Source organism: Mesorhizobium sp. B263B2A (assembly GCF_020165775.1).
Classification (GTDB): Bacteria; Pseudomonadota; Alphaproteobacteria; order Rhizobiales; family Rhizobiaceae; genus Mesorhizobium; species Mesorhizobium opportunistum.
In genome coordinates this window covers 1-21,282 of record NZ_JAIUIU010000047.1, presented here as the reverse complement: position 1 = coordinate 21,282, position 21,282 = coordinate 1, and the positions used below count along the sequence as shown (strand labels likewise).

Here is a 21,282-nt window from a genome sequence, read left to right as displayed (position 1 = left end):
ATCTTCGCTTCGCTGCGATCGTGAGCCGACCCTCCCCACAAGGGGGAGGGTAAAACAGCGGCAGATTGCCGCTGCGGAAGCTAGTCCCGCCTTGGGGCGTGTATCTCCGCCACGGCAGTATTTGCAACCATCGCGCTTCACTGGTAAAAGATTTTGACCAGTCAAGCGAAATGAGGCTGCTGATGTCCGGCCTGGCCATGCCGAAACCAGACGACGCCACGATCCGCCGGCGCGACGAGATCGTCGCCGACATGCGCATCATCGTGCCGGGCGAAGGCGTGGTCGATGCGGCCAATGCCATGCGGGCCTTCGAGAGCGATGGCCTGACCGCCTATCGCCAACTGCCGCTGGTGGTGGTGCTGCCCGAAACGGTGGCGCAGGTTTCTCGGGTGCTGAAATACTGCAACGACCGCAACATCCGTGTCGTCCCGCGCGGCTCCGGCACCTCGCTGTCGGGCGGCGCGCTGCCGCTCGAGGATGCGGTGCTGCTGGTCATGAGCCGCTTCAACCGCATCCTTGCGATCGACTACCCCAATCGCATCGTCGTCGCCCAGCCGGGCGTCACCAATCTTGGCATCACCACCGCCGTCGAGCAGGAGGGCTTCTACTATGCCCCCGATCCATCCTCCCAGATCGCCTGCTCGATCGGCGGCAACGTCGCGGAGAATTCCGGCGGCGTGCATTGCCTGAAATACGGCCTCACCGCCAACAATGTGCTCGGCATCGGGATGGTGCTGATGAGCGGCGAAGTGGTGCGGCTCGGCGGCAATCATCTCGACGCGGAAGGCTACGACCTGCTCGGCGTCATGACCGGTTCGGAAGGCTTGCTCGGCGTCGTCACCGAGGTCACCGTGCGCATCCTGAAGAAGCCGGAGACGGCGCGCGCGCTGCTGATCGGCTTCCCGACCAGCGAGCAGGGCGGCCAGTGCGTTGCCGACATCATCGGCGCCGGCATCATTCCGGGCGGCATGGAGATGATGGACCGGCCGGCGATCCACGCAGCCGAGGATTTCGTCCATGCCGGCTATCCCCTCGATGTCGAGGCGCTGCTGATCGTCGAGCTCGACGGGCCGGGCGTCGAGGTCGATCATCTCATCACCGCGGTCGAGGCAATCGCCATCCGCAACGGTTCGACCACCTGCCGCATCTCGCAGTCCGAGCAGGAGCGGCTGAGCTTCTGGGCTGGCCGCAAGGCGGCATTTCCGGCGGTGGGCCGCATTTCGCCGGACTATTACTGCATGGATGGCACCATCCCTCGCAAGGAATTGCCACGCGTGCTGGCCGGCATGCGCGAACTGTCGGAAAAATACGGGCTCGGCGTCGCCAACGTCTTTCACGCTGGCGATGGCAATCTGCACCCGCTGATCCTCTACGATGCCAACGTGCCGGGCGAACTCGACAAGGCCGAAAGCTTCGGCGCCGACATATTGCGGCTCTGCGTCAAGGTCGGCGGCGTGCTGACAGGCGAACACGGTGTGGGGGTCGAGAAGCGAGACCTGATGCCTGAGATGTTCAACCAGGTCGACCTGGACCAGCAGATGCGCGTCAAATGCGCCTTCGATCCCAATCACCTGCTCAATCCGGGAAAAGTGTTCCCGCAGCTTCGCCGCTGCGCTGAGCTTGGACGCATGCATATTTCGGGCGGCAAGCTGCCGTTTCCGGACATTCCGAGGTTTTGAGTGGGTATGCCAGCGCTTGAACACCCCCCTCTGTCCTGCCGGACATCTCCCCCGCAAGGGGGGAGATCGGATGTCGCGTGGGGTTTCGCTAATCTCCAGCGCTGCCAGCCAGGCGAGTGGCTGAAGCTGCCAATCTCCCCCCTTGCGGGGGAGATGTCCGGCAGGACAGAAGGGGGTGCGAAGGAACGCGGCGTTTCCGCATTCGAGGGCGCGTTCTCTTCATGACCACCTTCACCCCGACAACCTCATCCGAAGTCCTCTCCACCATAGCCTGGGCCGTGGCGGAAGAGGCGTCGCTCGAAATCATCGGTCATGGCTCCAAGCGGGGCATCGGCCGCCCGCTGCAGACCGAGCATACGCTCGACCTGTCGATGCTCACCGGCGTCACCCTCTATGAACCCGCCGAGCTGGTGCTGTCGGCAAAGGCCGGCACGGCGCTGGCCGGCATCGAGAAGCTGCTGGCGGAAAACGGCCAGCAGCTCGCTTTCGAACCGATGGATTACGGCCCGCTGCTCGGTGGCGAACCGGGCAGGGGCACCATAGGTGGTGTGCTCGGCGCGAACCTGTCCGGTCCGCGCCGGCTGAAGGCGGGTGCCGCGCGCGACCATATCCTCGGCATCAATGTGGTGTCCGGGCGGGGCGAGGAATTCAAGTCGGGCGGCCGCGTGGTCAAGAATGTCACCGGTTACGATCTGTCGAAGCTGATGGCCAACAGCTGGGGCACGCTTGCCGTGTTCACCGACGTCACCTTCAAGGTGCTGCCCGCGGCCGAGACCGAGGTCACGCTCGCGGTGCGTGGCCTGCTCGACGAGCCGGCAGCAAGCGCCATGGCCCTGGCGCTCGGCTCCAGCGCGGAAGTGTCGAGCGCTGCCCATCTGCCGGAGCGCATGGCCGCGCGTGTCGCCGGCGGCGCTCTCGGCAGCGATGCTGCCACGCTGTTGCGTGTCGAGGGTTTTGGTCCGTCCGTCGCCTATCGTATCGCCGCGCTGAAGACGCTGCTCGCCAAGGCCGGACCGCTGGAGGAAATTTCCGGGGACGTTTCGCGGCAGATCTGGCGCGATGTGCGCGACTGCAGGCCGTTCGCCGACGGCAGCGAGAAACCGGTCTGGCGCGTCTCGATGACGCCTTCCCAAGGGCATCAAATGGTCCTGACCTTGCGCATGCAGGCCGCCGTCAGCGCCTTCTATGACTGGCAGGGCGGGCTGGTGTGGCTGCGCATGGAAGAGGGCGATCCGGAGGCCGCGCTGCTGCGCGGTTTGTTGCGCAAACATGGCGGCGGCCATGCGACGCTGGTGCGCGCGGCACCCGCCCATCGCGCCGCTCTGCCGGTGTACGAGCCGCAGTCGCCGGCGCTTGCCGCACTGAGCCGGCGTCTGAAGCAGGAATTCGATCCAAAGAACATCCTCAATCCCGGCCGCATGGCCCAGGACTAACGCGATGCAGACCAATTTCTCGCTTGCCCAGCTTGCCGATCCCGATGTCGCGGAGTCGGAGAAGATCCTGCGCAAATGCGTGCATTGCGGCTTCTGCACCGCCACCTGCCCGACCTATGTGACGCTTGGCAACGAACTCGATTCACCGCGCGGGCGCATCTACCTGATCAAGGACATGCTGGAAAACGGCCGACCCGCCGACAAGGAGATCGTCACCCATATCGACCGCTGCCTGTCGTGCCTGGCCTGCATGACCACCTGTCCGTCGGGCGTCAACTACATGCACCTGGTCGACCATGCCCGCGCCCATATCGAGGAGACCTACAAGCGGCCGCTGCTCGACCGCCTGACCCGCGCCATGCTGGCCTTCGTCCTGCCCTATCCCCAGCGCTTTCGCGCGGCGCTCAAGCTGGCCAAGCTGGGCAAGCCGTTTATCGGCCTGTTTGAGAAGATCCCGGCACTGAAGCCGCTTGGCGCCATGCTCAAGCTCGCGCCGGCGTCGATCCCGGCAGCTTCGCCGATGGCGTCGCCAGGCATCCATGCCGGGCAGGGGACGAAAAAGGGTCGTGTCGCCATCCTCACCGGCTGCGCGCAGTCGGTGCTCGATCCTGCCATCAACGACACGACCATTTCGCTGCTGAGGCGGCTCGGCGTCGAGGTCGTGGTGCCTCCGGGCGAGGGCTGCTGCGGCGCGCTGGTCCACCATATGGGGCGCGAACAGGCAGCCCTTGCCTCGGCCCGGCAGAACGTCGATGCCTGGACGCGCGCCATCGTCCAGGGCGGTCTCGACGCTATCATCATCACCGCGTCGGGTTGCGGCACGACGATCAAGGACTATGGCTTCATGCTGCGCCTCGATCCGGCCTATGCCGAAAAGGCCGCGCGCGTGTCGGCGCTGGCCAAGGACATCACCGAATATCTAGCCGCTTTTGGCCTGCCCGAACCTGTGCGCAAGCCAGGCACGGTCGTTGCCTATCACTCCGCCTGCTCGATGCAGCATGGCCAGAAGATCACGCGTCAGCCGAAAGAGTTGCTTACAAGGGCCGGCTTCGTCGTGCGCGAGCCGCGCGAGGGCCATCTGTGCTGCGGTTCGGCCGGCACCTACAACATCCTGCAGTCCGAGATTTCGGCCAGGCTGCGGGACCGCAAGGTGAAAAACATCGAGGCAACGGGCGCCTCGATCGTCGCCACCGGCAACATCGGCTGCATCACGCAGATCGCTTCCGCCGCCAGGATGCCCGTGGTGCACACGGTAAAACTGCTCGACTGGGCCTATGGCGGACCGAAGCCGGAAGGCGTTCTTGACGAGAATCTGATCGCCGCGGAGTAGGGCCGCGCTCGGCGGTTACTCCGCCGCCAGCCTGTCCGCCGTGCCGTAAGTCGCCTCGTAAAGCGCGCGCTGGCGGCTGAGCGCCACCATCGTGTTGCGCAGCAGGATCGCCACCGTGATCGGACCGACGCCGCCCGGCACAGGCGTGATCCAGGAGGCGACCTCGCGCACGCTTTCGGTGTCGACATCGCCGACGATGCGGCTCGTCCCATCCGGCCCGATCTCGGAATTGATGCCGATGTCGATGACGGCAGCACCCGGCTTGACCATGTCGGCCTTGATCAGTCTTGGCTTGCCGACCGCAACGAACAGTGCGTCGGCGCGCCGCGCGTGCGCTGCGACCGACCGCGTCATGTGGTGGCAGACGGTCACCGTCGCGCCTTCGCTCATCAACAGGAAGGCGATCGGCTTGCCGACGATTTCCGAATGACCGACGATCACGACCTCCAGCCCCTTGAGATCGAGGCCGGTTTCCTTGAGCAGTTCGACCGAGGCGGCCGCCGTGCAGGGCGCGAGGTCAAGTTGGTTGTAGACGATGTTGCCGATCGAGGCCGGGTGCATGCCCTCGACGTCCTTGAGCGGATGCACCGCCGCCTGCAGCGTCTTGATCGGGATATGAGGGGGCACGGGCCGCTGGATGATGATGCCGGTGACGCGCGGATCGGCGTTCAGGCCGTGGATGGCGGCCTCCAGTTCGCCCGACGTGATGGTGGCGGGAAAACGCCTTTCCTCGAAATCGATGCCGGCGAGCTCGGCCTTGGCGCGCTGGTTGCGCACATAGACATCGACCGCGTCGGTATCGCCGACGGTGATCGAGATCAGCTTGGGCGGAAAACCCTCGGCTTTGGCAATCGCGGCATCCTCGCGCACGGCGGCGATGATGCGCTGGGCAACCGGGCCGCCCTTGAGATAGCGGTTGTCGTCGGACAGGGACATGGACGAACTCTTTTGTCTGGTGGCGCTCCCATAGCAAAGGAACATCGAAAATGGCAGCACGAAAGCGAACCACCATGCCCTCGGCGCGACGTTCGGGCGCAGCCTTGCCTGGGTGCTGGCTCGGTTTCACAGGAAAACGGAAAGGGCAGCGCGGTTTCCCGTGCTGCCCTTCCTGACCGGCCGCATCCCCATACGGCCCGTCCCCCGTTATCTCCTAGACCGGCCCCTAAAAGCTCAATGCTTTGCCGGCCAAGTGATTCGCGAGAACTATCATATCACCTCGACCGTCGTTCCGACATTGACCCGCTCATAGAGGTCGACCACGTCCTCGTTGCGCATGCGGATGCAGCCCGACGACACTGCGCCGCCGATCGTCCACGGCTGGTTGGTACCGTGGATGCGGTACTCGGTCGTGCCGAGATAGAGCGCGCGCGCGCCGAGCGGGTTCTCCATGCCGCCGGCCAGATAGGTCGGCAGATAGCGGCCCTTGGCGGCTTCGCGCTTGATCATCTGCGCTGGCGGGCGCCAGTCCGGCCACTCGCGCTTGTTGGTGATCTTGTGCGTGCCCGACCATTCGAAGCCCGGCTTGCCGGTGCCGACGCCGTAGCGCCGCGCCTTGCCGTTCTTCTCGACCAGGAACAGGAAATTCTGCGTCGTGTCGATGACGATCGTGCCCGGCTTCTGCGGGCCGTCATAGGCGACTTCCTGCGGCAGGTAGATCGGGTTGATCTGCGGGCGCATGGCCACACGCTTGGCCGGAGCCTGCACGGCTGCCGTCCGCACGCGGTCGGGCTGCGCCGGTTGCGCGGTGCGCAGGCGCGGCTGCTGCACGAACTCACGGTTCTGCCGCACGATGCCGGGCGCATTGCCAAGCTGGAGCACCCAGGGGGCGGAAAGGTCGGGGCTGACCATCACCGGCGGCCTGTCGGCATAGCGGTCGTCAGCGGCTGAGGGCGTGACGCCGGAGGCAAACACAGCCATGGCGCCGAGCACGGGAAACAAAACTCTCTTCATCGGGAACGCACCCTTGATCGTCTGATAAAACCGGGTGGAAACGACCTCCCGGTTCAGCGATCATTGGCGCGCAAGCAGCAACCGAAACATGAATCGGAATGCGTAAAATGCGGTTCTGTCAGTAAACCTTTTGGTGTGGTTACCGCCGGGTTCAGGAATCTGGTAAAGCCGCGGTAAATACAGCGCAAGCGCATTAACGAACGGATTTTGGCCAATGGAAAAAGACAATACCGGCCTGCTCGCCGGTCCCGACGGTGTCGCGCGCTGCTTCTGGCACGGCAACCTGCCCGACTATCTGCACTATCATGACCATGAATGGGGCCGGCCGGTGTCGGACGACCGCAGGCTGTTCGAAAAGATCTGCCTCGAAGGTTTCCAGTCGGGTCTGTCGTGGCTGACCGTCCTGCGCAAGCGCGAGAATTTTCGCGAGGCCTTCGCCGGCTTCGACTTCGACAAGGTCGCCGCCTTCACCGACAAGGATGTCGAACGCCTGCTCGGCAATGCAGGCATCATCCGCCATCGCGGCAAGATCGTCTCGACCATCAACAACGCCAAACGCGCTCGCGAAATGGTCGACGAGTTCGGCTCGCTGGCCGCCTGGTTCTGGAAGTTCGAACCTGGCAAGGACGAACGGCCCAGGATCGTCGACCTCGCCCATCTGCGCGCCAACCCGACCACGGCGGTCTCGGTGCGGATTTCGAAGGAATTGAAGAAGCGCGGCTGGAGTTTTGTCGGCCCGACCACGGTCTACGCCTTCATGCAGGCCATGGGCCTGGTCAACGACCATCTTGAGGGCTGTGTTTGCCGCCAGGCGGTCGAGAAGGAGAGGAAGGCATTCAAGCGGCCGAAATAGGGCTTCCCCACCTCGATAAGGGGCAGGTAAGTCACTTCTCAAACCGGCCCTCGTGGCCGCTGCCGTTGATGTTCCACACCAGGCTGCGGCCGGAAACGGTCAGAACCAGTCCGCTGAAACCGCTGTCGTCGGGTGTGTGATGCGTCGATGCCGAGCTGTGACCGGCCGGGATGACCTCGACCGTCGATCCCTTCCTCACCCAGCAGCCCTTGCCGTATTGGTCATTGGCGCCATAGGCGAGCATGAACTCGAAGCTGCCGTCTTTCTTGAGCAGCAATTCGGAGCCGACCTCCATGACACCGCGCAGATAGTAGTGGCCGGCAAGATTTGCGTCGCCCGGCTTGCAGCCGGCGGCACTGGCCGGATTGGCCACCCCAACAAGACTTGCCGCCCCGAGAAGAAGTGCACAGCCAAGTCCGTATGCGTAGCCCAGTCGCATGCTCAATCCCCCGATCGAGAAAAACTATGAAAATTGCTTCCAACGAAGCGGGCAGTTTCAGGTGCCGTTGATGCTGGCCAGGAACAGGCCGGCGACGATCGCAACCACGGTGGCCACCGTCGGGTAGATCACCAGCAGGCCGGTCACCAATGCATCGCGCGTCGAAGGCCCCTTGCCGATATCGGCCGGTATCTCGAATGGCCCGGCGGGCTGGCCAGCCATCTTCGGAGCGCGGATGTCGGCCGGGCGCAAGCGCGTAGGCAGCTCGCCGGCATCGCTGTTGGCATGGAATTTCGCTGTGCTGGTCATGTCCCGAACCCCTTCGTGTGGTGCGCTATATCGGCCGCGATTGTGTCGGCACGATGCCGTGCTCATGGCAGGACTGTTTCATTTTCGGTTCGTTTTTGTTTCAATCGTTTTCCTTCTCCCCTTGTGGGAGAAGGTGGATCGGCGCGCAGCGCCGAGACGGATGAGGGTGTTCCAGCGGAGTGAGACGTTGACGTTCCCTGGAACACCCCTCATACGACCTCGCTTCGCGAGGCCTTCTCCCGCAAGGGAGAAGGCAGAGGCGCTGACCCTTGCCGGTCCCGGCTGCATCGGTTAGGACACGCGCACTCGAAATAAAGTCATCATTTACCTAGCAAAAAGACCCATCTCATGGCCGACAAATCGGAAAAGACGAAAGCGCGGCTGCCGCGCGGTTTTGCCGACCGCAGCGCCGAGGACATCCGCGCCGTCGAGAAGATGATGGCGACGATCCGCTCGGTCTATGAGCTTTATGGTTTCGAACCGGCCGACCAGCCGCTGATCGAATACACCGATGCGCTGGGAAAGTTCCTGCCCGACCAGGACCGGCCGAACGAGGGCGTGTTCTCGTTCCAGGACGATGACGACCAGTGGCTGTCGCTGCGGTATGACCTGACCGCGCCGACGGCGCGCTTCGTTGCCGAGAATTATGAGCGCCTGCCAAAACCCTACCGCAGCTACCGCTCCGGCTGGGTGTTCCGCAACGAGAAGCCGGGCCCCGGCCGCTTCCGCCAGTTCATGCAGTTCGACGCCGACACGATCGGCACGCCGGGTGTCGCGGCGGACGCCGAGATGGCGATGATGATGGCCGATGTCATGGAAGCGCTCGGCATCAAGCGCGGCGACTACGTCATCCGCGTCAACAACCGCAAGGTGCTGGATGGTGTGCTGGAGGCGATCGGCCTTGGCGGCGACGACAATGCCGGACGCCGGCTGACCGTGCTGCGCGCCATCGACAAGCTCGACAAGCTCGGTCCGGAAGGCGTGAGGCTCCTGCTTGGCCCCGGGCGCTGGGACGGCGGCAAGGAAGGCGAGGGAGATTTCGCCAAGGGTGCCGGGCTGGACAACGCGCAATCCGAAGCGGTTCTTCTTGCGACGGCGAGAAATGCGCAGGGCCAGGATGCCAGCGTCAGCGCGAACTCAGTCTACCAGGAAGGTGTCGGGGAACTCTCGATAATTGAAGCTTTGGTCCGGGCTGCGGGATATGGCGAAGACCGTATTGCCATGGACCGCTCCGTCGTGCGTGGCCTCGAATACTACACCGGTCCGGTTTTCGAAGCCGAGCTTCTGGCCGAGATCCCCAATGAAGACGGCCAGATCGTGCGCTTCGGCTCGGTCGGCGGTGGCGGCCGTTATGATGGCCTGGTCTCGCGCTTCCGTGGCGAGCCGGTGCCGGCGACCGGTTTCTCCATCGGCGTCTCCAGGCTGATGACGGCGCTGAAGAACCTCGGCAAGCTCGACAGCGCCGACGTGATCGCGCCGGTCGTCGTGCTGGTGATGGACAAGGACACCGACAGCCTCGGCCGCTACCAGAAGATGGTGAGCGAACTGCGCGCTGCCGGCATCCGTTCCGAGATGTATCTCGGCGGCGCCGGCATGAAGGCGCAGCTCAAATATGCCGACCGGCGCGGCTGCCCGGTCGCAATCATCCAGGGCGGCGACGAGCGCGCCAAGGGTGAACTGCAGATCAAGGATCTGATCGAAGGCGCGCGCATGTCGGCCGAGATCACCGACAATGCCGAATGGCGCGCCGCGCGCCCCGCGCAGGTTACGGTGGCCGAAAGCGAGCTGGTCGCCGAGGTAAGCCGGATATTGGCGGCGCAGGCTGCCGATCGCGCAGAGGGTGGCGCTTGAACACCCCCCTCTGGCCTGCCGGCCATCTCCCCCGCAAGGGGGGAGATTGGATGTTCCGTAGGCCTTCGCCAATCTCCACCGTCGAAGAAGAGGCGCCGTGTCTCAAGCTGCCGATCTCCCTCCTTGCGGGGGAGATGGCCGGCAGGCCAGAGGGGGGTGCCTCGCGCCCATCCTGTCCATGACCTCCCGCTACCCCGCCATCTCAGCCGACATCACCAGCCTCTTCGCCACGCGCAACACGCATGCGGTCGAGGTCGCCATCCTGCAGCCGGCCGATCCCTTTCTCGACATGGCCGGCGAAGATCTGCGGCGGCGCATCTTCCTTACCGAGAGCGAGACCGGGCAGACGCTATGCCTGCGGCCGGAATTCACCATTCCGGTCTGTCTCGACCATATAAGCTCGCAGGCCGGCACGCCGCGCCGTTATTCCTATCTGGGCGAGGTGTTTCGCCAGCGCCGCGAAGGCGGCAACGAGTTTTTCCAGGCCGGCATCGAGGATCTCGGCGACCGCGATACGGCCGAGGCCGATGCGCGCTCCGTGGCCGACGCGCATGCTTTGCTGTCGCTGGTGCTGCCCAACCGTCCCCTGGCGGTGACGCTCGGCGACCAGGCCATTTTCGAAGCCGTGCTCGCCGCCCTTGGGCTGCCGCGTGGCTGGCGCATGCGGCTTGCCCGCGCCTTCGGCTCGGCGCCGATGCTTGAGGCCGCACTCGCCGATCTCGCCAATCCGCCGCGCAACAGCCAGCTTTCGGGCGATGTCGCGGCGCTTGTTCTCGACGGTGATCTCGATGGTCTTTCGGCGCACATCGCCGGCGGCATGGAGGAGGCCGGCCTGTCGGCGTCGGCCGGGCGCTCGCCCACGGACATTGCACGGCGGCTGATCGAAAAGGCCGAGTTGCGCAGCGTACGGCTGTCGAACGAGGCTTTCGCGGCGCTCAAGAACTTTCTGGCCATCGATGTGCCGCTCGATGGCGCGGCCCAGGCGCTGGAGAGCTTCGCCGCCGGTGCCGGGCTTTCGTTGGGGGCGGCGTTGGAAAAGTTCGCGGCACGCGCCCGCGCGATCGAGGCGCATGGCTTGCCGGTGGGAACAATCCGCTACGATGCCGCTTTCGGCCGACCGCTCGACTACTACACCGGTGTGGTCTTCGAAATCGCGGCGCAGGATGGCGAGCGCGCCCTGGCCGGCGGCGGCCGCTACGACCGGCTGCTGACGCTGCTCGGCGCCAAGACCGCGATCCCCGGCGTCGGCTTTTCAGTCTGGCTCGACCGCATCGAGGCGTTGCGGGAGACGGCACTATGATCACCTTGGCCATTCCCTCGAAGGGCCGGATGAAGGAGCAGGCGCTGGAGGTGCTGGCCAGGGCTGGCCTCTCCGTCAGCCTGCCTGGCGACGAGCGCTCCTATCGCGCCCGCATTGAAGGCGCCGAAGGCATTGAGGTCGCCCTGCTGTCAGCTTCCGAGATATCTGGCGAGATCGGCCAGGGCACGGTCGATCTCGGCATCACCGGCGAGGACCTGGTGCGCGAGAATCTCGCCGATTGGGAGGCGCGCGTGGAAATCGTCGCCCGTCTCGGCTTCGGCCATGCCGATGTCGTGGTTGCGGTGCCCGAGATCTGGCTCGACGTCGACACCATGGCCGATCTCGATGACGTCGCCGCCGATTTTCGCCAGCGTCACGGCCGGCGGCTGCGCATCGCCACCAAATACTGGCGGCTGACCCAGCAGTTCTTTTCGCAGAAGCACGGCATCCAGGTCTATCGCATCGTCGAAAGCTTGGGTGCCACCGAGGGCGCGCCGGCGGCTGGCCTCGCCGATGTCATCGTCGACATCACCACGTCAGGCTCGACGCTGCGCGCCAATCACCTCAAGGTGCTGGGCGATGGCGTTGTCCTGAAGTCGCAAGCCTGCCTGGTGGCCTCGAAGAAGCCGCGTGCGGCGGCCGATGAAGCCCTGCTGCGCGACATCGCGTCGAAGATGAGCGCCCTCCTCCCTCCTCCTTGAAGGGCAGGTGACTTGAAAGGCAGCCGCTGAAGGCGGACAGGGGGTCGCTGCGGCAGTGCACCTCCCCAACGGCAGCACCTCCACTACCATCGGCGGGATTTCCACCGTCCCGGCAGGCTGATAGGTTTGGTTCGTCCTGGGAGGATACAGCGATGCCGGTCAATCTCGACGAGCTGAAGAACGCCACCAATCTGCGTGGCCGCGCCGCTCGCAATGGCAATGTCTTCGTGGCCCCTGTCGATGGCAAGGCGCATGTCTCCGGCGAGCGCGCGCCGCCGCTGCTCAAGGAGACGATCCCCGCGCTGTTCTCCGACACCGCCAGCAAATATGCCACGCAAGATGCCGCCGTCTTCGTTGGCCAGGACAAGCGCTTCACCTGGAGCGAACTGTCGGACACTGTGGACGCGCTGGCCGCCGGCTTCCTGGCGCTGGGACTGGAAAAGGGCGACCGCGTCGGCATCTGGTCGCCCAATCGCTGGGAGTGGCTGGTGACCCAGTTCGCCACCGCCCGCATCGGCCTGATCCTGGTCAACATCAACCCTGCCTACCGGTTGACCGAACTCGACTATGCGCTGAACAAGGTCGCCTGCAAGGCGCTGGTGACGGCGGCCAGCTTCAAGACCTCCGATTACCTCGGCATGATCGAGACGCTGGCGCCCGAGATCGCCGAGGCCACGCCCGGCAAGCTCAAGGCGCAAAGGCTGCCGGCGCTGAAGATCGTCATCCGCATGGGCGAGGAGAACTCGCCCGGCATGTTCAATTTCGGCGACGTGCTGGCCATGGCCGGCCGCGACGAGCATGACAGTCTCGACCGCATTTCCGAGGGGCTGAAGCCCGGCGATGCCATCAACATCCAGTTCACGTCAGGCACCACGGGTGCGCCCAAGGGCGCGACGCTGACCCATTCGAACATCGTCAACAACGGCAATTTCGTCACTTCGGCGATCAAATTGACCGTCGACGATCGGCTGTGCATCCCGGTGCCGCTCTATCACTGCTTCGGCATGTCGATGGGCACGATGGGTTGCGTCTCGAAGGGCACGACCATGGTTTTCCCGGGCGAGGGCTTCGATGCCGGCGCCACGCTGAAAGCCGTGGCGCAGGAGCGTTGCACCGGGCTCTATGGCGTGCCGACCATGTTTGTCGGCCTGCTCGATCATCCCGATTTCCAATCCTTCGATCTCTCCAGCCTGCGCACCGGCATCATGGCCGGCTCGCCATGCCCGATCGAGGTGATGAAGAAGGTCGTGTCGCTGATGCATATGTCGCAGGTGACCATCGCCTACGGCATGACCGAGACCAGCCCGGTGTCGTTCCAGAGCGGCGTCGACGATCCCCTGGAAAAGCGCGTCTCGACCGTCGGGCGCATCCACCCTCATGTCGAGGTCAAGGCGGTCGATGCCGACGGCGCCACGGTTGCGATCGGCGCGCCGGGCGAGCTGTGCACACGCGGCTATTCCGTGATGAAGGGCTACTGGGACGACGACGACAAGACCCGCGAGGCGATCGATGCCGACGGCTGGATGCACACCGGCGACCTCGCCACCATCGATGCCGAGGGCTATTGCAACATCGTCGGCCGGGTCAAGGACATGGTCATCCGCGGCGGCGAGAACGTCTACCCGAGAGAGGTCGAGGAATTCCTCTACCGCCATCCCAAGGTCCGGGAAGTGCAGGTGTTCGGCATTCCCGACACCAAATATGGCGAGGAGCTGTGCGCCTGGATCGTGCTCAAGCCCGGCCAGATCGCCACCGAGCAGGAGATCAAGAACTTCTGCGCCGGCCAGATCGCCCACTACAAGATCCCCCGCCACATCCGCTTCCGCACCGAATTGCCGATGACGGTGACCGGCAAGCCGCAAAAATTCCTGATGCGCGAAGCGATGGTGGAGGAACTGGGACTGGTGACGCAGAAGACGGCGTGAGGGGCGGGCGCCTCGATTTTGTCGTTGCGCTCGATAATGCCAAGGTCGCGCGACCTCGCGGCATCTTCAGGAGCCGCGGACGCATGGGGGGCTTGCATGACTGGTTTCGGACGATCGGCGGTTTCCTACGCGATGCCGCTGGCCGCCCTGGCGATGGCTGTCGCGGTCAGAGCCAGCGGGCTGTCGGTGGACCAGGGTTCGTTGAACGCCAGGATCCTTGTCGGTGCGCTGTCGAGTGCGATCATGTTCGTCACCATTTTCGTGGTGCTCGACCACGCCGAGGCGGTAGCTCGGCGGGTAGGGGAGCCGTACGGCACGCTGGTGCTGACGTTTGCCGTCACGGCGATCGAAGTGTCGATCATTGTTTCCATGATGCTGCATGGAGAGAACAACCCGACGCTGGCACGGGAGTCCGTCTTCTCGACGGTAATGATCACGTCCACCGGCGTTGTCGGCATGTGTCTCGCGCTTGGCGGCTGGCGTCATCGCAAGCAGGCCATCGTTCGGCAAGGGACCAGTGCCTATCTGGCGGTTCTGATCGCGCTGACCGTCATGACGCTTATTCTGCCGACCTACACCCAGACTACGGATCCCGGCACGTTTTCGGCAGCTCAACTTGGTTTCGTCAGCGTCCTTTCAGTGCTGCTCTATGCAAGCTTCGTGTTCGCGCAGACCGTCCGTCACCGGGAAGACTTTATCCAGGGACAACCACACGACGTTTCGGTGCTCGCTGCCCCTCACGAGAACATCTCTGCCAGCGCTCTGCTGCTGGTGGCCGGGCTGATCGGAATTGTCATGCTCGCCGAGCAGGTCGCGGCAAGCGTCGAAAATACGCTCGTTGCCTACCAGGTGACCCAGGCTGACAGCATTGTGGGGGCAATGATCGCGGGGCTGGTGTTGATGCCGGAGGCCATTTCGGCGGTGCGCGCTTCACTCAACAACGAGCTGCAGCGCGGCTTGAATGTCGCGATGGGTTCGGCTTGCGCCACGATCGGCCTGACCATACCGGGAGTTGCTGCCGCAAGCCTGCTGACGGGGAGAGGACTGACCTTAGGGCTGCCGGCTGCCGATGCGGTCCTTTTGGTCTTGGCGCTTTTCATATGCAATGTAAGCTTCAGCACTGAAAGAACGACGTTCTTGACCGGAATGGTCCATCTTGTGGTATTTTTTACCTATGTATTTCTGATATTTATACCGTGAAAGCCTTGGTGCAAGCGAAGCGCCAGGGGGCGGCATACCTCGCTACCTCAGACCGCGGATTTGAGATGGTCGATGAAGGCGCGCAGCTTCGGCAGGATCTGGCGCTTGCCGGGATGATAGAGGAAGACGCCCGGCGTCGTGGCGGCGATGCTGTCCAGCACCGGCTCGAGTTTTCCCTGCGCTATCGGAGCTTCGGCGACAGGCCGAGGGATCTGCGCCAGCCCGATCCCCCGCATCGCGGCCCCGACCATCGTTGGATAATCATGCGCGATCAGCGGGCCTGAGACCATGGCCTCGATCGCCTCGTTGCCATCAATGAAGGACCATGGCGCGATGGCGCCGTTCGAACGGCGCAAGCGCAGGCAGGCGTGGTGGCGCAAATCCTCCACCCGCTCGGGGCGCCCGTGGCGCTCGAAATAGTCAGGACTGCCAACGACCACGAACGAGAACGACGGCGTCAGTCGCACGGCGACCATGTCGGGGGCGATGAACTGGCCGAGGCGAATGCCGGCATCGAAACCGCCGGTCGCGAGATCGACCATCTCGTCGCTGGCGGCGATCTCCAGTTCGACCTCGGGATAGGCCCGACAGAAGGACGCGATCACCGGCTCCAGGATCAACGGCACGACGGCGCGGGGCACCGACAGGCGCAGCAGGCCGGTCGGCCGTTGGCCGACGTCTCGGGCGGCCTCGCCAGCGGCGACGATCTCTTCGAAGGCAGGGCCGGCACGATCGAGGAACCGCTGACCAGCCTCGGTCAAACCGACGCTGCGCGTCGTGCGGACGAACAGCGCGGCGCCAATACGGGCTTCCAGCGCGCGCACCGCCTGGCTCACGGCGGATGGCGTCACGCCGAGATCGGCGGCGGCGCGGCGGAAGTTGCGACGCCTGGCGACAGCCAGGAACACCTCGACACCCTCCAGCGCACCATGCCTCACTGTGTAGTTCTGCTTCATGGGTCGTTGTGATTACAACGGATAGTCGAACGATGGAAGCGCGCATAACTAGGGAGACGAAGCTAGGAGACATCTTGCGATGACCGATGAATTTGATGGCGTGCGCGACCACTATCGCGCGACTGGCCTGACCGAGCGGTTGAGGACGGTACTGGCCGCCCTGGCCCCGGAGGATCAGCTTCTCACGCCCCAGCAATTGGGCACCCTCGACCAATTTCACACCCGTGGGCTTGCGGCGACGGCCGAGCTTGCTCAACTGGCCGGAATCGAGGCGGACATGTCGGTATTGGACGTCGGCTCGGGCATCGGCGGGCCGGCGCGCTTTCTGGCCGCGACCTATGGCTGTCGGGTTACTGGCGTCGATCTCAGCGAGCCTTTCGTGGATGCCGCGCGCTATCTGACCGAGCGCACGGGGCAGAGCGGGCAGCTGTCTTTCCAGACCGCCAGCGCCTTGGAGCTTCCATTCGATGATGGCCGTTTCGACATCGTGCTGCTGCAGCATGTGGCGATGAACATCTCCGACCGGACGCGGCTCTACCGGGAGATTCGGCGCGTGCTGAAGTCAGGCGGCAGATTTGCCACCTTCGACGTCGTATTGGCCGGCGGCGAGCCCCATTATCCGCTTCCCTGGGCGCGAACACCGGCGACGAGCTTTCTGCTGACAATCGACGCGACGCGCAAAGCGATCGAACCGGCCGGCTTCCGCATGCTGGCATGGCAGGACGACACCGAAATCGCCAAGACCTGGTTCGCGCAGTTGCGTGCGTCGGGTCCGCCGCCTTCGCCAAATCTCGGCGTGGTGATGGGATCGGACTTTGCCGAGGTTGCGGCCAATTTGGGGCGAAATCTCATGCAAGGCCGGCTCGGCATCCTGACCGCGGTGTTCGAGGCCGCGTCGACCAACAGCTGACAGGAGACCGGAATGTCGACGGAAGCCCTTTTTCAGACACATCTCGTCTTTGGCTATGTCGTGTGGCTGCTTTGCTTTGGCGCATACGGTCTGCCGTGGCTCGGATCGATGGATCGGATCGCGGCGCAACGCGCTATCGCCACGCTGCACAGCTTCCGCTTCTTCGGCCTGGTCTTCATCCTTCCGGGCGTCGTCGGCCCCGATCTGCCGGCCAGCTTCGCCACCTTTGCCGCCTATGGCGACTTCGCAACCGGGGTGCTGGCCATGCTGGCGCTGCTTACCGTCAAGGTACGCCAGCTGTTCTGGGCGTTCGTCGTCGCCTTCAACATCGTTGGCATGGTCGACCTCATCGTCGACTATTATCAGGCCATCCAGGCCGATCTTCCTGCCCATGCGGGGCTGCTGGGCGCCGCCTACGCGATCCCGATCCTCTACGTGCCGCTGCTGATGATCACGCATGTCACCGCGTTCTATTTTCTGCTGCGTCCCCACCGGAGCGCATCTCGCGCCATCACGGAGAATGCGAGGGCTTCCTAGATCAACTGGGAGCTCGGCTGCACTTTCGAAGGCAATAGCGGCGAGGCGGAAGCGGATGCTACCGCCGTCCGCTCCTTATCTCGGTCGGCCGTGGCGCCGTGCCGGGCTCCTGCACGAGCGGTCCGAGCAGCACCTCTCCGAACAGCGGCTGGTAGCTCCGGCGCACCGCCGGATCCTCCTTGAAGGACAGCGCATACTGGCCGATCTGGTGGAAATAGGTGATGCGAGCCCTGACCAGGCTTTCGTCCGGGGGATAGCCCATGGCGCGGAACGAGCGGATCAGCAGCGCTATGCGCAAATCGTCCATGTCCTTCACCTCCTGCGCCAGTTTTCGGGAGGTTCGCGACCAGTCGCGGATGGCCAGGTCGAGCAGCGGGCTGAACGGGGCTTCATCGACCCACACATGCACGATGTCGGTGAAGAATTGCAGCCCGTCAATGTCGTGCATCTCGCGCATCGCCCAGAACGGCGCGCAGTTGATGTTGCGCCATTCCTGCAGCAGGCCGCCACGAAGATCGTCCAGACTGGCAAAATGGAAATAGAAGCTGCCGCGCGTGACCTTCAACTGCTTGGAGAGGCGGTCGATCTTCACCTCGGCGATGCCACGCTTCTCCAGCACCTTGCACGCGGCGGCGATCCAGGCGTCGCGGCTGAGCGTCTGCCGCGCGGTCTTCGAACGCGGGGCTGCCTTGGACGGTCTCTTGCCTCTGGCCGGGGCGCTGTCGGCTTTCATGTGATCAAGACCTTCATCGCCATGCGCGACGCCTCCAATCCGTTCGCCGGCTTCGATGCGCTTCGCGACTCTTCGAGGGTCCATCTATCGCGGAACGCGCGACCAGAGCAATTCCAGGAACCGCTCTATGGCAATGCGCTGATCCGCTCCAGCATGAGTTCGAAGAACGGCGCCGGATCGATGCGTCGCAGAACGTTGCAATTCTTGGTGCGGCCGGTCACGTGCCACCAGTCGACCACCGTCATGCCGATCGTCTCCGGCGAGACGATGTCGACCGTCACCGCGCACTGCCGCTGCTCATAGATCTGTGGCGCCAGCAGGTAACCGGTGACGCAGGCATCGTGGATGGGGCGCGCCGGCGTTTCGAATTTGTGAGTGCCGTACTGGCGATAGAAGTCCGCCAGATTGGCGGCCTCGACCGCGGCGCGGCTGCCGGTTGCACGCAGGCGGTCGAGCCACTCGGGCGTCATCAGTGCGGTGTAGGTGCAGTCGATGCCGGCCATGGTCACCGGCACGCCGCTGTCGAACACCTTGTGGGCCGCATGCGGGTCGACGAAGATGTTGAATTCCGCCGCCGGCGTGGCGTTGCCGCCCTGGAAAAAGCCGCCGCCCATCAGCACGACTTCGCGCAGCCGGGGCACGATTCTCGGCTCCATGGTCATGGCCATGGCGAGGTTGGTCATCGGCCCGAGCGTGCAGACGGTCAGTTCGCCTTCCGGCGCCTCCATGATCGTGCGCACCAGGTAATTCACTGCGTGTTCGCTCTGCAGCGGCATCACGGGTTCGGGAAGATCGGCGCCGTCTAGCCCGGTTTCGCCATGGACATACTCGGCCGTGATCAGCTTGCGCACCATCGGCGCCGGGCATCCGGCATGGACCGGCACGTCAGGCCGCCCGGCAAGCTCCACGACCTTCAACGCGTTCTTCGACGTCAGGGCGAGCGGCACGTTGCCGCCGACCGTGGTGATGCCGACCACCTCGAGTTCGGCCGGAGACCCCAGTGCGAAGAGGATGGCGAACGCGTCGTCCTGGCCCGGATCGGTGTCGATGATGATCTTGCGTGGTGCCATGTTTCAGCGCTCTTCCTTTTGCGGTCGAAAGCCTATTGATGAGGCCGTTCGGATGTGTAGAAATACAGTACTGTATCTTATGTTCAAGACAGGGTGTTCGAAAATGGATGCACAAGCGCGCGGCGATTTTTCCGAAATCCCGATCCTCGACGTGTCGGCGCTCTACGGTGGCGACGAAGGCGCGATCCGCGAGACGGCGGCGACGCTGCGCCGCTATCTCGAGACGATCGGGTTCCTCTATGTCACCGGTCATCCCATTCCGCGCGCCGATGTCGAAGCGGTCCGCGAAGCCAGCAAGCGCTTCTTTGCCTTGCCGGAGGAGGAAAAGCTCAAGCTGAAGATCGACCGGAATTTCCGCGGCTATCTGCCCTTTGCCGGCTCGACCATCGTAACCTCCTCCGTGGCGACGGTGAGCAAGCCGAACCAGAGCGAATCGATCTTCTTCATGCACGAGGTCGGCGCCGACGATCCCAGGGCGCTGGCCGAAAAGCCATTGCAAGGCCCCAACCAGTGGCCGGACGAGGCAGCGCTGGCGGGGTTCCGGCAGACGATCGATCGCTATGTCGAGGAGATGGGCACGCTGGCGCGCAAGATGGTCCGCGCCATCGCGCTCTCGCTCGGGCTGCCCCCCGGCAGCCTCGACCGCTATTTCGAGCAGCCGACGACTTTTCTGCGCCTGCTGCATTATCCAACGCAGCCCCAGGAAGAAGGCCTCTTCGGCTCGGCGCCGCACACCGACTACGGCTTCATCACCTTGCTGGCGCAGGACAATGTCGGCGGCCTGGAGGTCAAGAACAAGGCCGGCGACTGGGTTCCGGCACCTCCGGTCCCGGACTCCTTCGTGATGAATGTCGGCGACATCCTGGCGCGCTGGTCGAACGACCAGTTCGTCTCGACGCCGCACCGTGTCATCAACCGGTCGGGACGCGAGCGCTATTCGCAGCCCTTCTTCTTCGATCCATCCATGGACGAGACGATCGAAGCGCTGCCGGTCTGCGTGCCGGCCGGCACGCAGCCGAAATACGGGCCGGTGCTCTACGGCGACTATCTGATGGAGCGCATCGACAAGAACTATCACTATCGCAAGAAGAAGGCGGCGGAAGCGGCCGGCGCCTGAGCAGATGCCGAGCCCGAGCCGGCCCCGAACAGCGGCCAACTCGAGCCTTGCCTGACAAAGACTGCCAACACTGCCAACAAGGAAAAGAAAGGGGAACAGCAATGAATGCATATCTGCGAATGACCAGTCTCGCGCTGGCGATCTCCGCCATCGCTTGGGGTGGGTCCCAGGCCGCCGAGGTTCCGAAATCCACCGATGTCAAGCAGAGCGGAACGCTCGCCGTCGCCAACACGCTGGACTACGCGCCGTTCGAATATCTCGACGCCGACGGCAAGCAGACCGGCATCATCGTCGAACTGGCCGGCGAGGTGGCCAAGCTCGTCGACGCCAAGCTCGACGTGCAGCGCACGCCATTTCCCTCGATGATACCGGGCCTGGCGGCGGGCCGTTTCAAGATCGCCTGGGAGACGTTTTCGGCAACGCCCGAGCGGTTGAAGCAGGTCGATTTCGTCATGTTCCTGAAGGCCGGCCTTGCCGTCTCCACATCGCCGGCGAAGAAGGCCAGCTTCAGCGGCGACACGCCGCTCTGCGGCAAGCGTGTCGGCGTCTCGGCCGGCAGCGCCTCGGATTTCCTGGTCGACAAGCTCGGCAAGGAGTGCACCGACAAGGGTCAGGCGGCCATCGAAAAATCGGTCTTCAACTCATCGACGGATATCGTCCAGGCCGTGCTGTCCGATCGTGTCGATGCCCGCATGGACGATGCGACCGCATCGAGCTATTTCGAGGTGACGAGCAAGGGTCAGCTGGTGGTCCTGCCGACGCTTTACGAGGTCGCGCCGCTCGGCATGGCGATCGCCAAGGACGACAAGGAAACCGCCGACATGATGGTGGGCGCGCTTTCCGAGCTGTTCAAGAACGGCACTTACAAGGCTATCCTGGAGAAGTACGGCATGGGCGTCTATGCCATCAAGGAACCCTACTTCGTCGGCACCATGGACGCGCTTCGCGCCGAATAGAAATTACCGGGGCCGGGCCGGGCGGGCGGGGGC

At 64.2% G+C, this 21,282-nt stretch carries 20 protein-coding genes; 13 read left to right on the top strand and 7 right to left on the bottom strand.

Annotated elements, in window-relative coordinates; genetic code table 11:
* Window positions 1-182 precede the first annotated feature (182 nt).
* From LB568_RS32755 to glcF, 3 genes are all read left to right on the top strand, one after another.
* Window positions 183-1,679: an FAD-linked oxidase C-terminal domain-containing protein gene (locus LB568_RS32755; RefSeq protein ID WP_224732346.1), complete on the top strand. Its 1,497-nt coding sequence runs from the start codon at window positions 183-185 to the stop codon at window positions 1,677-1,679.
* A gap of 221 nt (window positions 1,680-1,900) precedes the next feature.
* Window positions 1,901-3,112: an FAD-binding protein gene (locus tag LB568_RS32750; protein ID WP_224732345.1), complete on the top strand. Its 1,212-nt coding sequence runs from the start codon at window positions 1,901-1,903 to the stop codon at window positions 3,110-3,112.
* 4 nt (window positions 3,113-3,116) lie between these two features.
* Window positions 3,117-4,442, top strand: a complete 1,326-nt coding sequence (gene glcF, locus LB568_RS32745; RefSeq protein WP_224732344.1) for a glycolate oxidase subunit GlcF — start codon at window positions 3,117-3,119, stop codon at window positions 4,440-4,442.
* Between the two features lie 15 nt (window positions 4,443-4,457).
* Here the strand turns inward: glcF and LB568_RS32740 are convergent, their stop codons facing one another.
* Window positions 4,458-5,378 (bottom strand): bifunctional 5,10-methylenetetrahydrofolate dehydrogenase/5,10-methenyltetrahydrofolate cyclohydrolase, encoded by a 921-nt coding sequence (locus LB568_RS32740; RefSeq protein WP_224732343.1) that lies wholly within the window; start codon window positions 5,376-5,378, stop codon window positions 4,458-4,460.
* A 270-nt stretch (window positions 5,379-5,648) separates the two neighbouring features.
* Window positions 5,649-6,392, bottom strand: a complete 744-nt coding sequence (locus LB568_RS32735; protein ID WP_224732342.1) for a L,D-transpeptidase — start codon at window positions 6,390-6,392, stop codon at window positions 5,649-5,651.
* Window positions 6,393-6,606: 214 nt separating this feature from the next.
* Here LB568_RS32735 and LB568_RS32730 point away from each other — a divergent pair, with 214 nt between their 5' ends.
* Complete coding sequence (locus tag LB568_RS32730; protein WP_224732341.1) at window positions 6,607-7,245, top strand: DNA-3-methyladenine glycosylase I; 639 nt, start codon at window positions 6,607-6,609, stop codon at window positions 7,243-7,245.
* 31 nt (window positions 7,246-7,276) lie between these two features.
* On the opposite strand, the gene LB568_RS32725 is transcribed toward LB568_RS32730, so the two are convergent.
* A complete protein-coding gene (locus LB568_RS32725; protein ID WP_224732340.1) occupies window positions 7,277-7,684 on the bottom strand; it encodes a hypothetical protein in 408 nt (135 codons plus the stop codon).
* Window positions 7,685-7,741: 57 nt separating this feature from the next.
* Window positions 7,742-7,993, bottom strand: coding sequence for a hypothetical protein (locus tag LB568_RS32720; RefSeq protein WP_224732339.1), 252 nt, complete (start codon window positions 7,991-7,993; stop codon window positions 7,742-7,744).
* 348 nt (window positions 7,994-8,341) lie between these two features.
* Between LB568_RS32720 and hisS the strand changes: the two genes are divergently transcribed.
* The 5 genes from hisS to LB568_RS32695 all read left to right on the top strand — a co-directional run bounded on the left by hisS (window position 8,342) and on the right by LB568_RS32695 (window position 14,970).
* The gene (hisS, locus tag LB568_RS32715) at window positions 8,342-9,844 is read left to right on the top strand and encodes a histidine--tRNA ligase (protein ID WP_140574633.1); all 1,503 of its coding nucleotides are present in this window, start codon (window positions 8,342-8,344) and stop codon (window positions 9,842-9,844) included.
* 178 nt (window positions 9,845-10,022) lie between these two features.
* Window positions 10,023-11,144, top strand: coding sequence for an ATP phosphoribosyltransferase regulatory subunit (locus LB568_RS32710; protein WP_224732338.1), 1,122 nt, complete (start codon window positions 10,023-10,025; stop codon window positions 11,142-11,144).
* Window positions 11,141-11,845, top strand: a complete 705-nt coding sequence (gene hisG, locus LB568_RS32705; RefSeq protein WP_224732337.1) for an ATP phosphoribosyltransferase — start codon at window positions 11,141-11,143, stop codon at window positions 11,843-11,845. Before LB568_RS32710 ends, hisG begins: the two co-directional genes overlap by 4 nt.
* A 152-nt stretch (window positions 11,846-11,997) precedes the next feature.
* Window positions 11,998-13,770: an AMP-binding protein gene (locus tag LB568_RS32700; protein WP_224732336.1), complete on the top strand. Its 1,773-nt coding sequence runs from the start codon at window positions 11,998-12,000 to the stop codon at window positions 13,768-13,770.
* Between the two features lie 96 nt (window positions 13,771-13,866).
* Entirely contained in the window at window positions 13,867-14,970 is a 1,104-nt protein-coding gene (locus LB568_RS32695) for a calcium:proton antiporter (protein WP_224732335.1), read from the top strand.
* Between the two features lie 47 nt (window positions 14,971-15,017).
* Here the strand turns inward: LB568_RS32695 and LB568_RS32690 are convergent, their stop codons facing one another.
* Complete coding sequence (locus LB568_RS32690) at window positions 15,018-15,926, bottom strand: LysR family transcriptional regulator (RefSeq protein WP_224732334.1); 909 nt, start codon at window positions 15,924-15,926, stop codon at window positions 15,018-15,020.
* Window positions 15,927-16,005: 79 nt separating this feature from the next.
* Between LB568_RS32690 and LB568_RS32685 the strand changes: the two genes are divergently transcribed.
* Together LB568_RS32685 and LB568_RS32680 are read left to right on the top strand one after the other, a co-directional pair.
* Window positions 16,006-16,836 (top strand): class I SAM-dependent methyltransferase, encoded by an 831-nt coding sequence (locus LB568_RS32685; RefSeq protein ID WP_224732333.1) that lies wholly within the window; start codon window positions 16,006-16,008, stop codon window positions 16,834-16,836.
* Between the two features lie 12 nt (window positions 16,837-16,848).
* Window positions 16,849-17,373: a hypothetical protein gene (locus LB568_RS32680; protein ID WP_224732332.1), complete on the top strand. Its 525-nt coding sequence runs from the start codon at window positions 16,849-16,851 to the stop codon at window positions 17,371-17,373.
* Window positions 17,374-17,431: 58 nt separating this feature from the next.
* On the opposite strand, the gene LB568_RS32675 is transcribed toward LB568_RS32680, so the two are convergent.
* Window positions 17,432-18,106 carry a TetR/AcrR family transcriptional regulator gene (locus tag LB568_RS32675; RefSeq protein ID WP_224732331.1) on the bottom strand — a complete coding sequence of 225 codons (675 nt, stop codon included), beginning with the start codon at window positions 18,104-18,106 and terminating at the stop codon, window positions 17,432-17,434.
* Window positions 18,107-18,231: 125 nt separating this feature from the next.
* A complete protein-coding gene (locus LB568_RS32670; RefSeq protein ID WP_224732330.1) occupies window positions 18,232-19,176 on the bottom strand; it encodes a nucleoside hydrolase in 945 nt (314 codons plus the stop codon).
* Window positions 19,177-19,279: 103 nt separating this feature from the next.
* Between LB568_RS32670 and LB568_RS32665 the strand changes: the two genes are divergently transcribed.
* Together LB568_RS32665 and LB568_RS32660 are read left to right on the top strand one after the other, a co-directional pair.
* Window positions 19,280-20,293, top strand: coding sequence for an isopenicillin N synthase family dioxygenase (locus LB568_RS32665; RefSeq protein WP_224732329.1), 1,014 nt, complete (start codon window positions 19,280-19,282; stop codon window positions 20,291-20,293).
* Between the two features lie 101 nt (window positions 20,294-20,394).
* Window positions 20,395-21,249, top strand: a complete 855-nt coding sequence (locus LB568_RS32660) for an ABC transporter substrate-binding protein (RefSeq protein ID WP_224732328.1) — start codon at window positions 20,395-20,397, stop codon at window positions 21,247-21,249.
* Window positions 21,250-21,282: the final 33 nt, after the last annotated feature.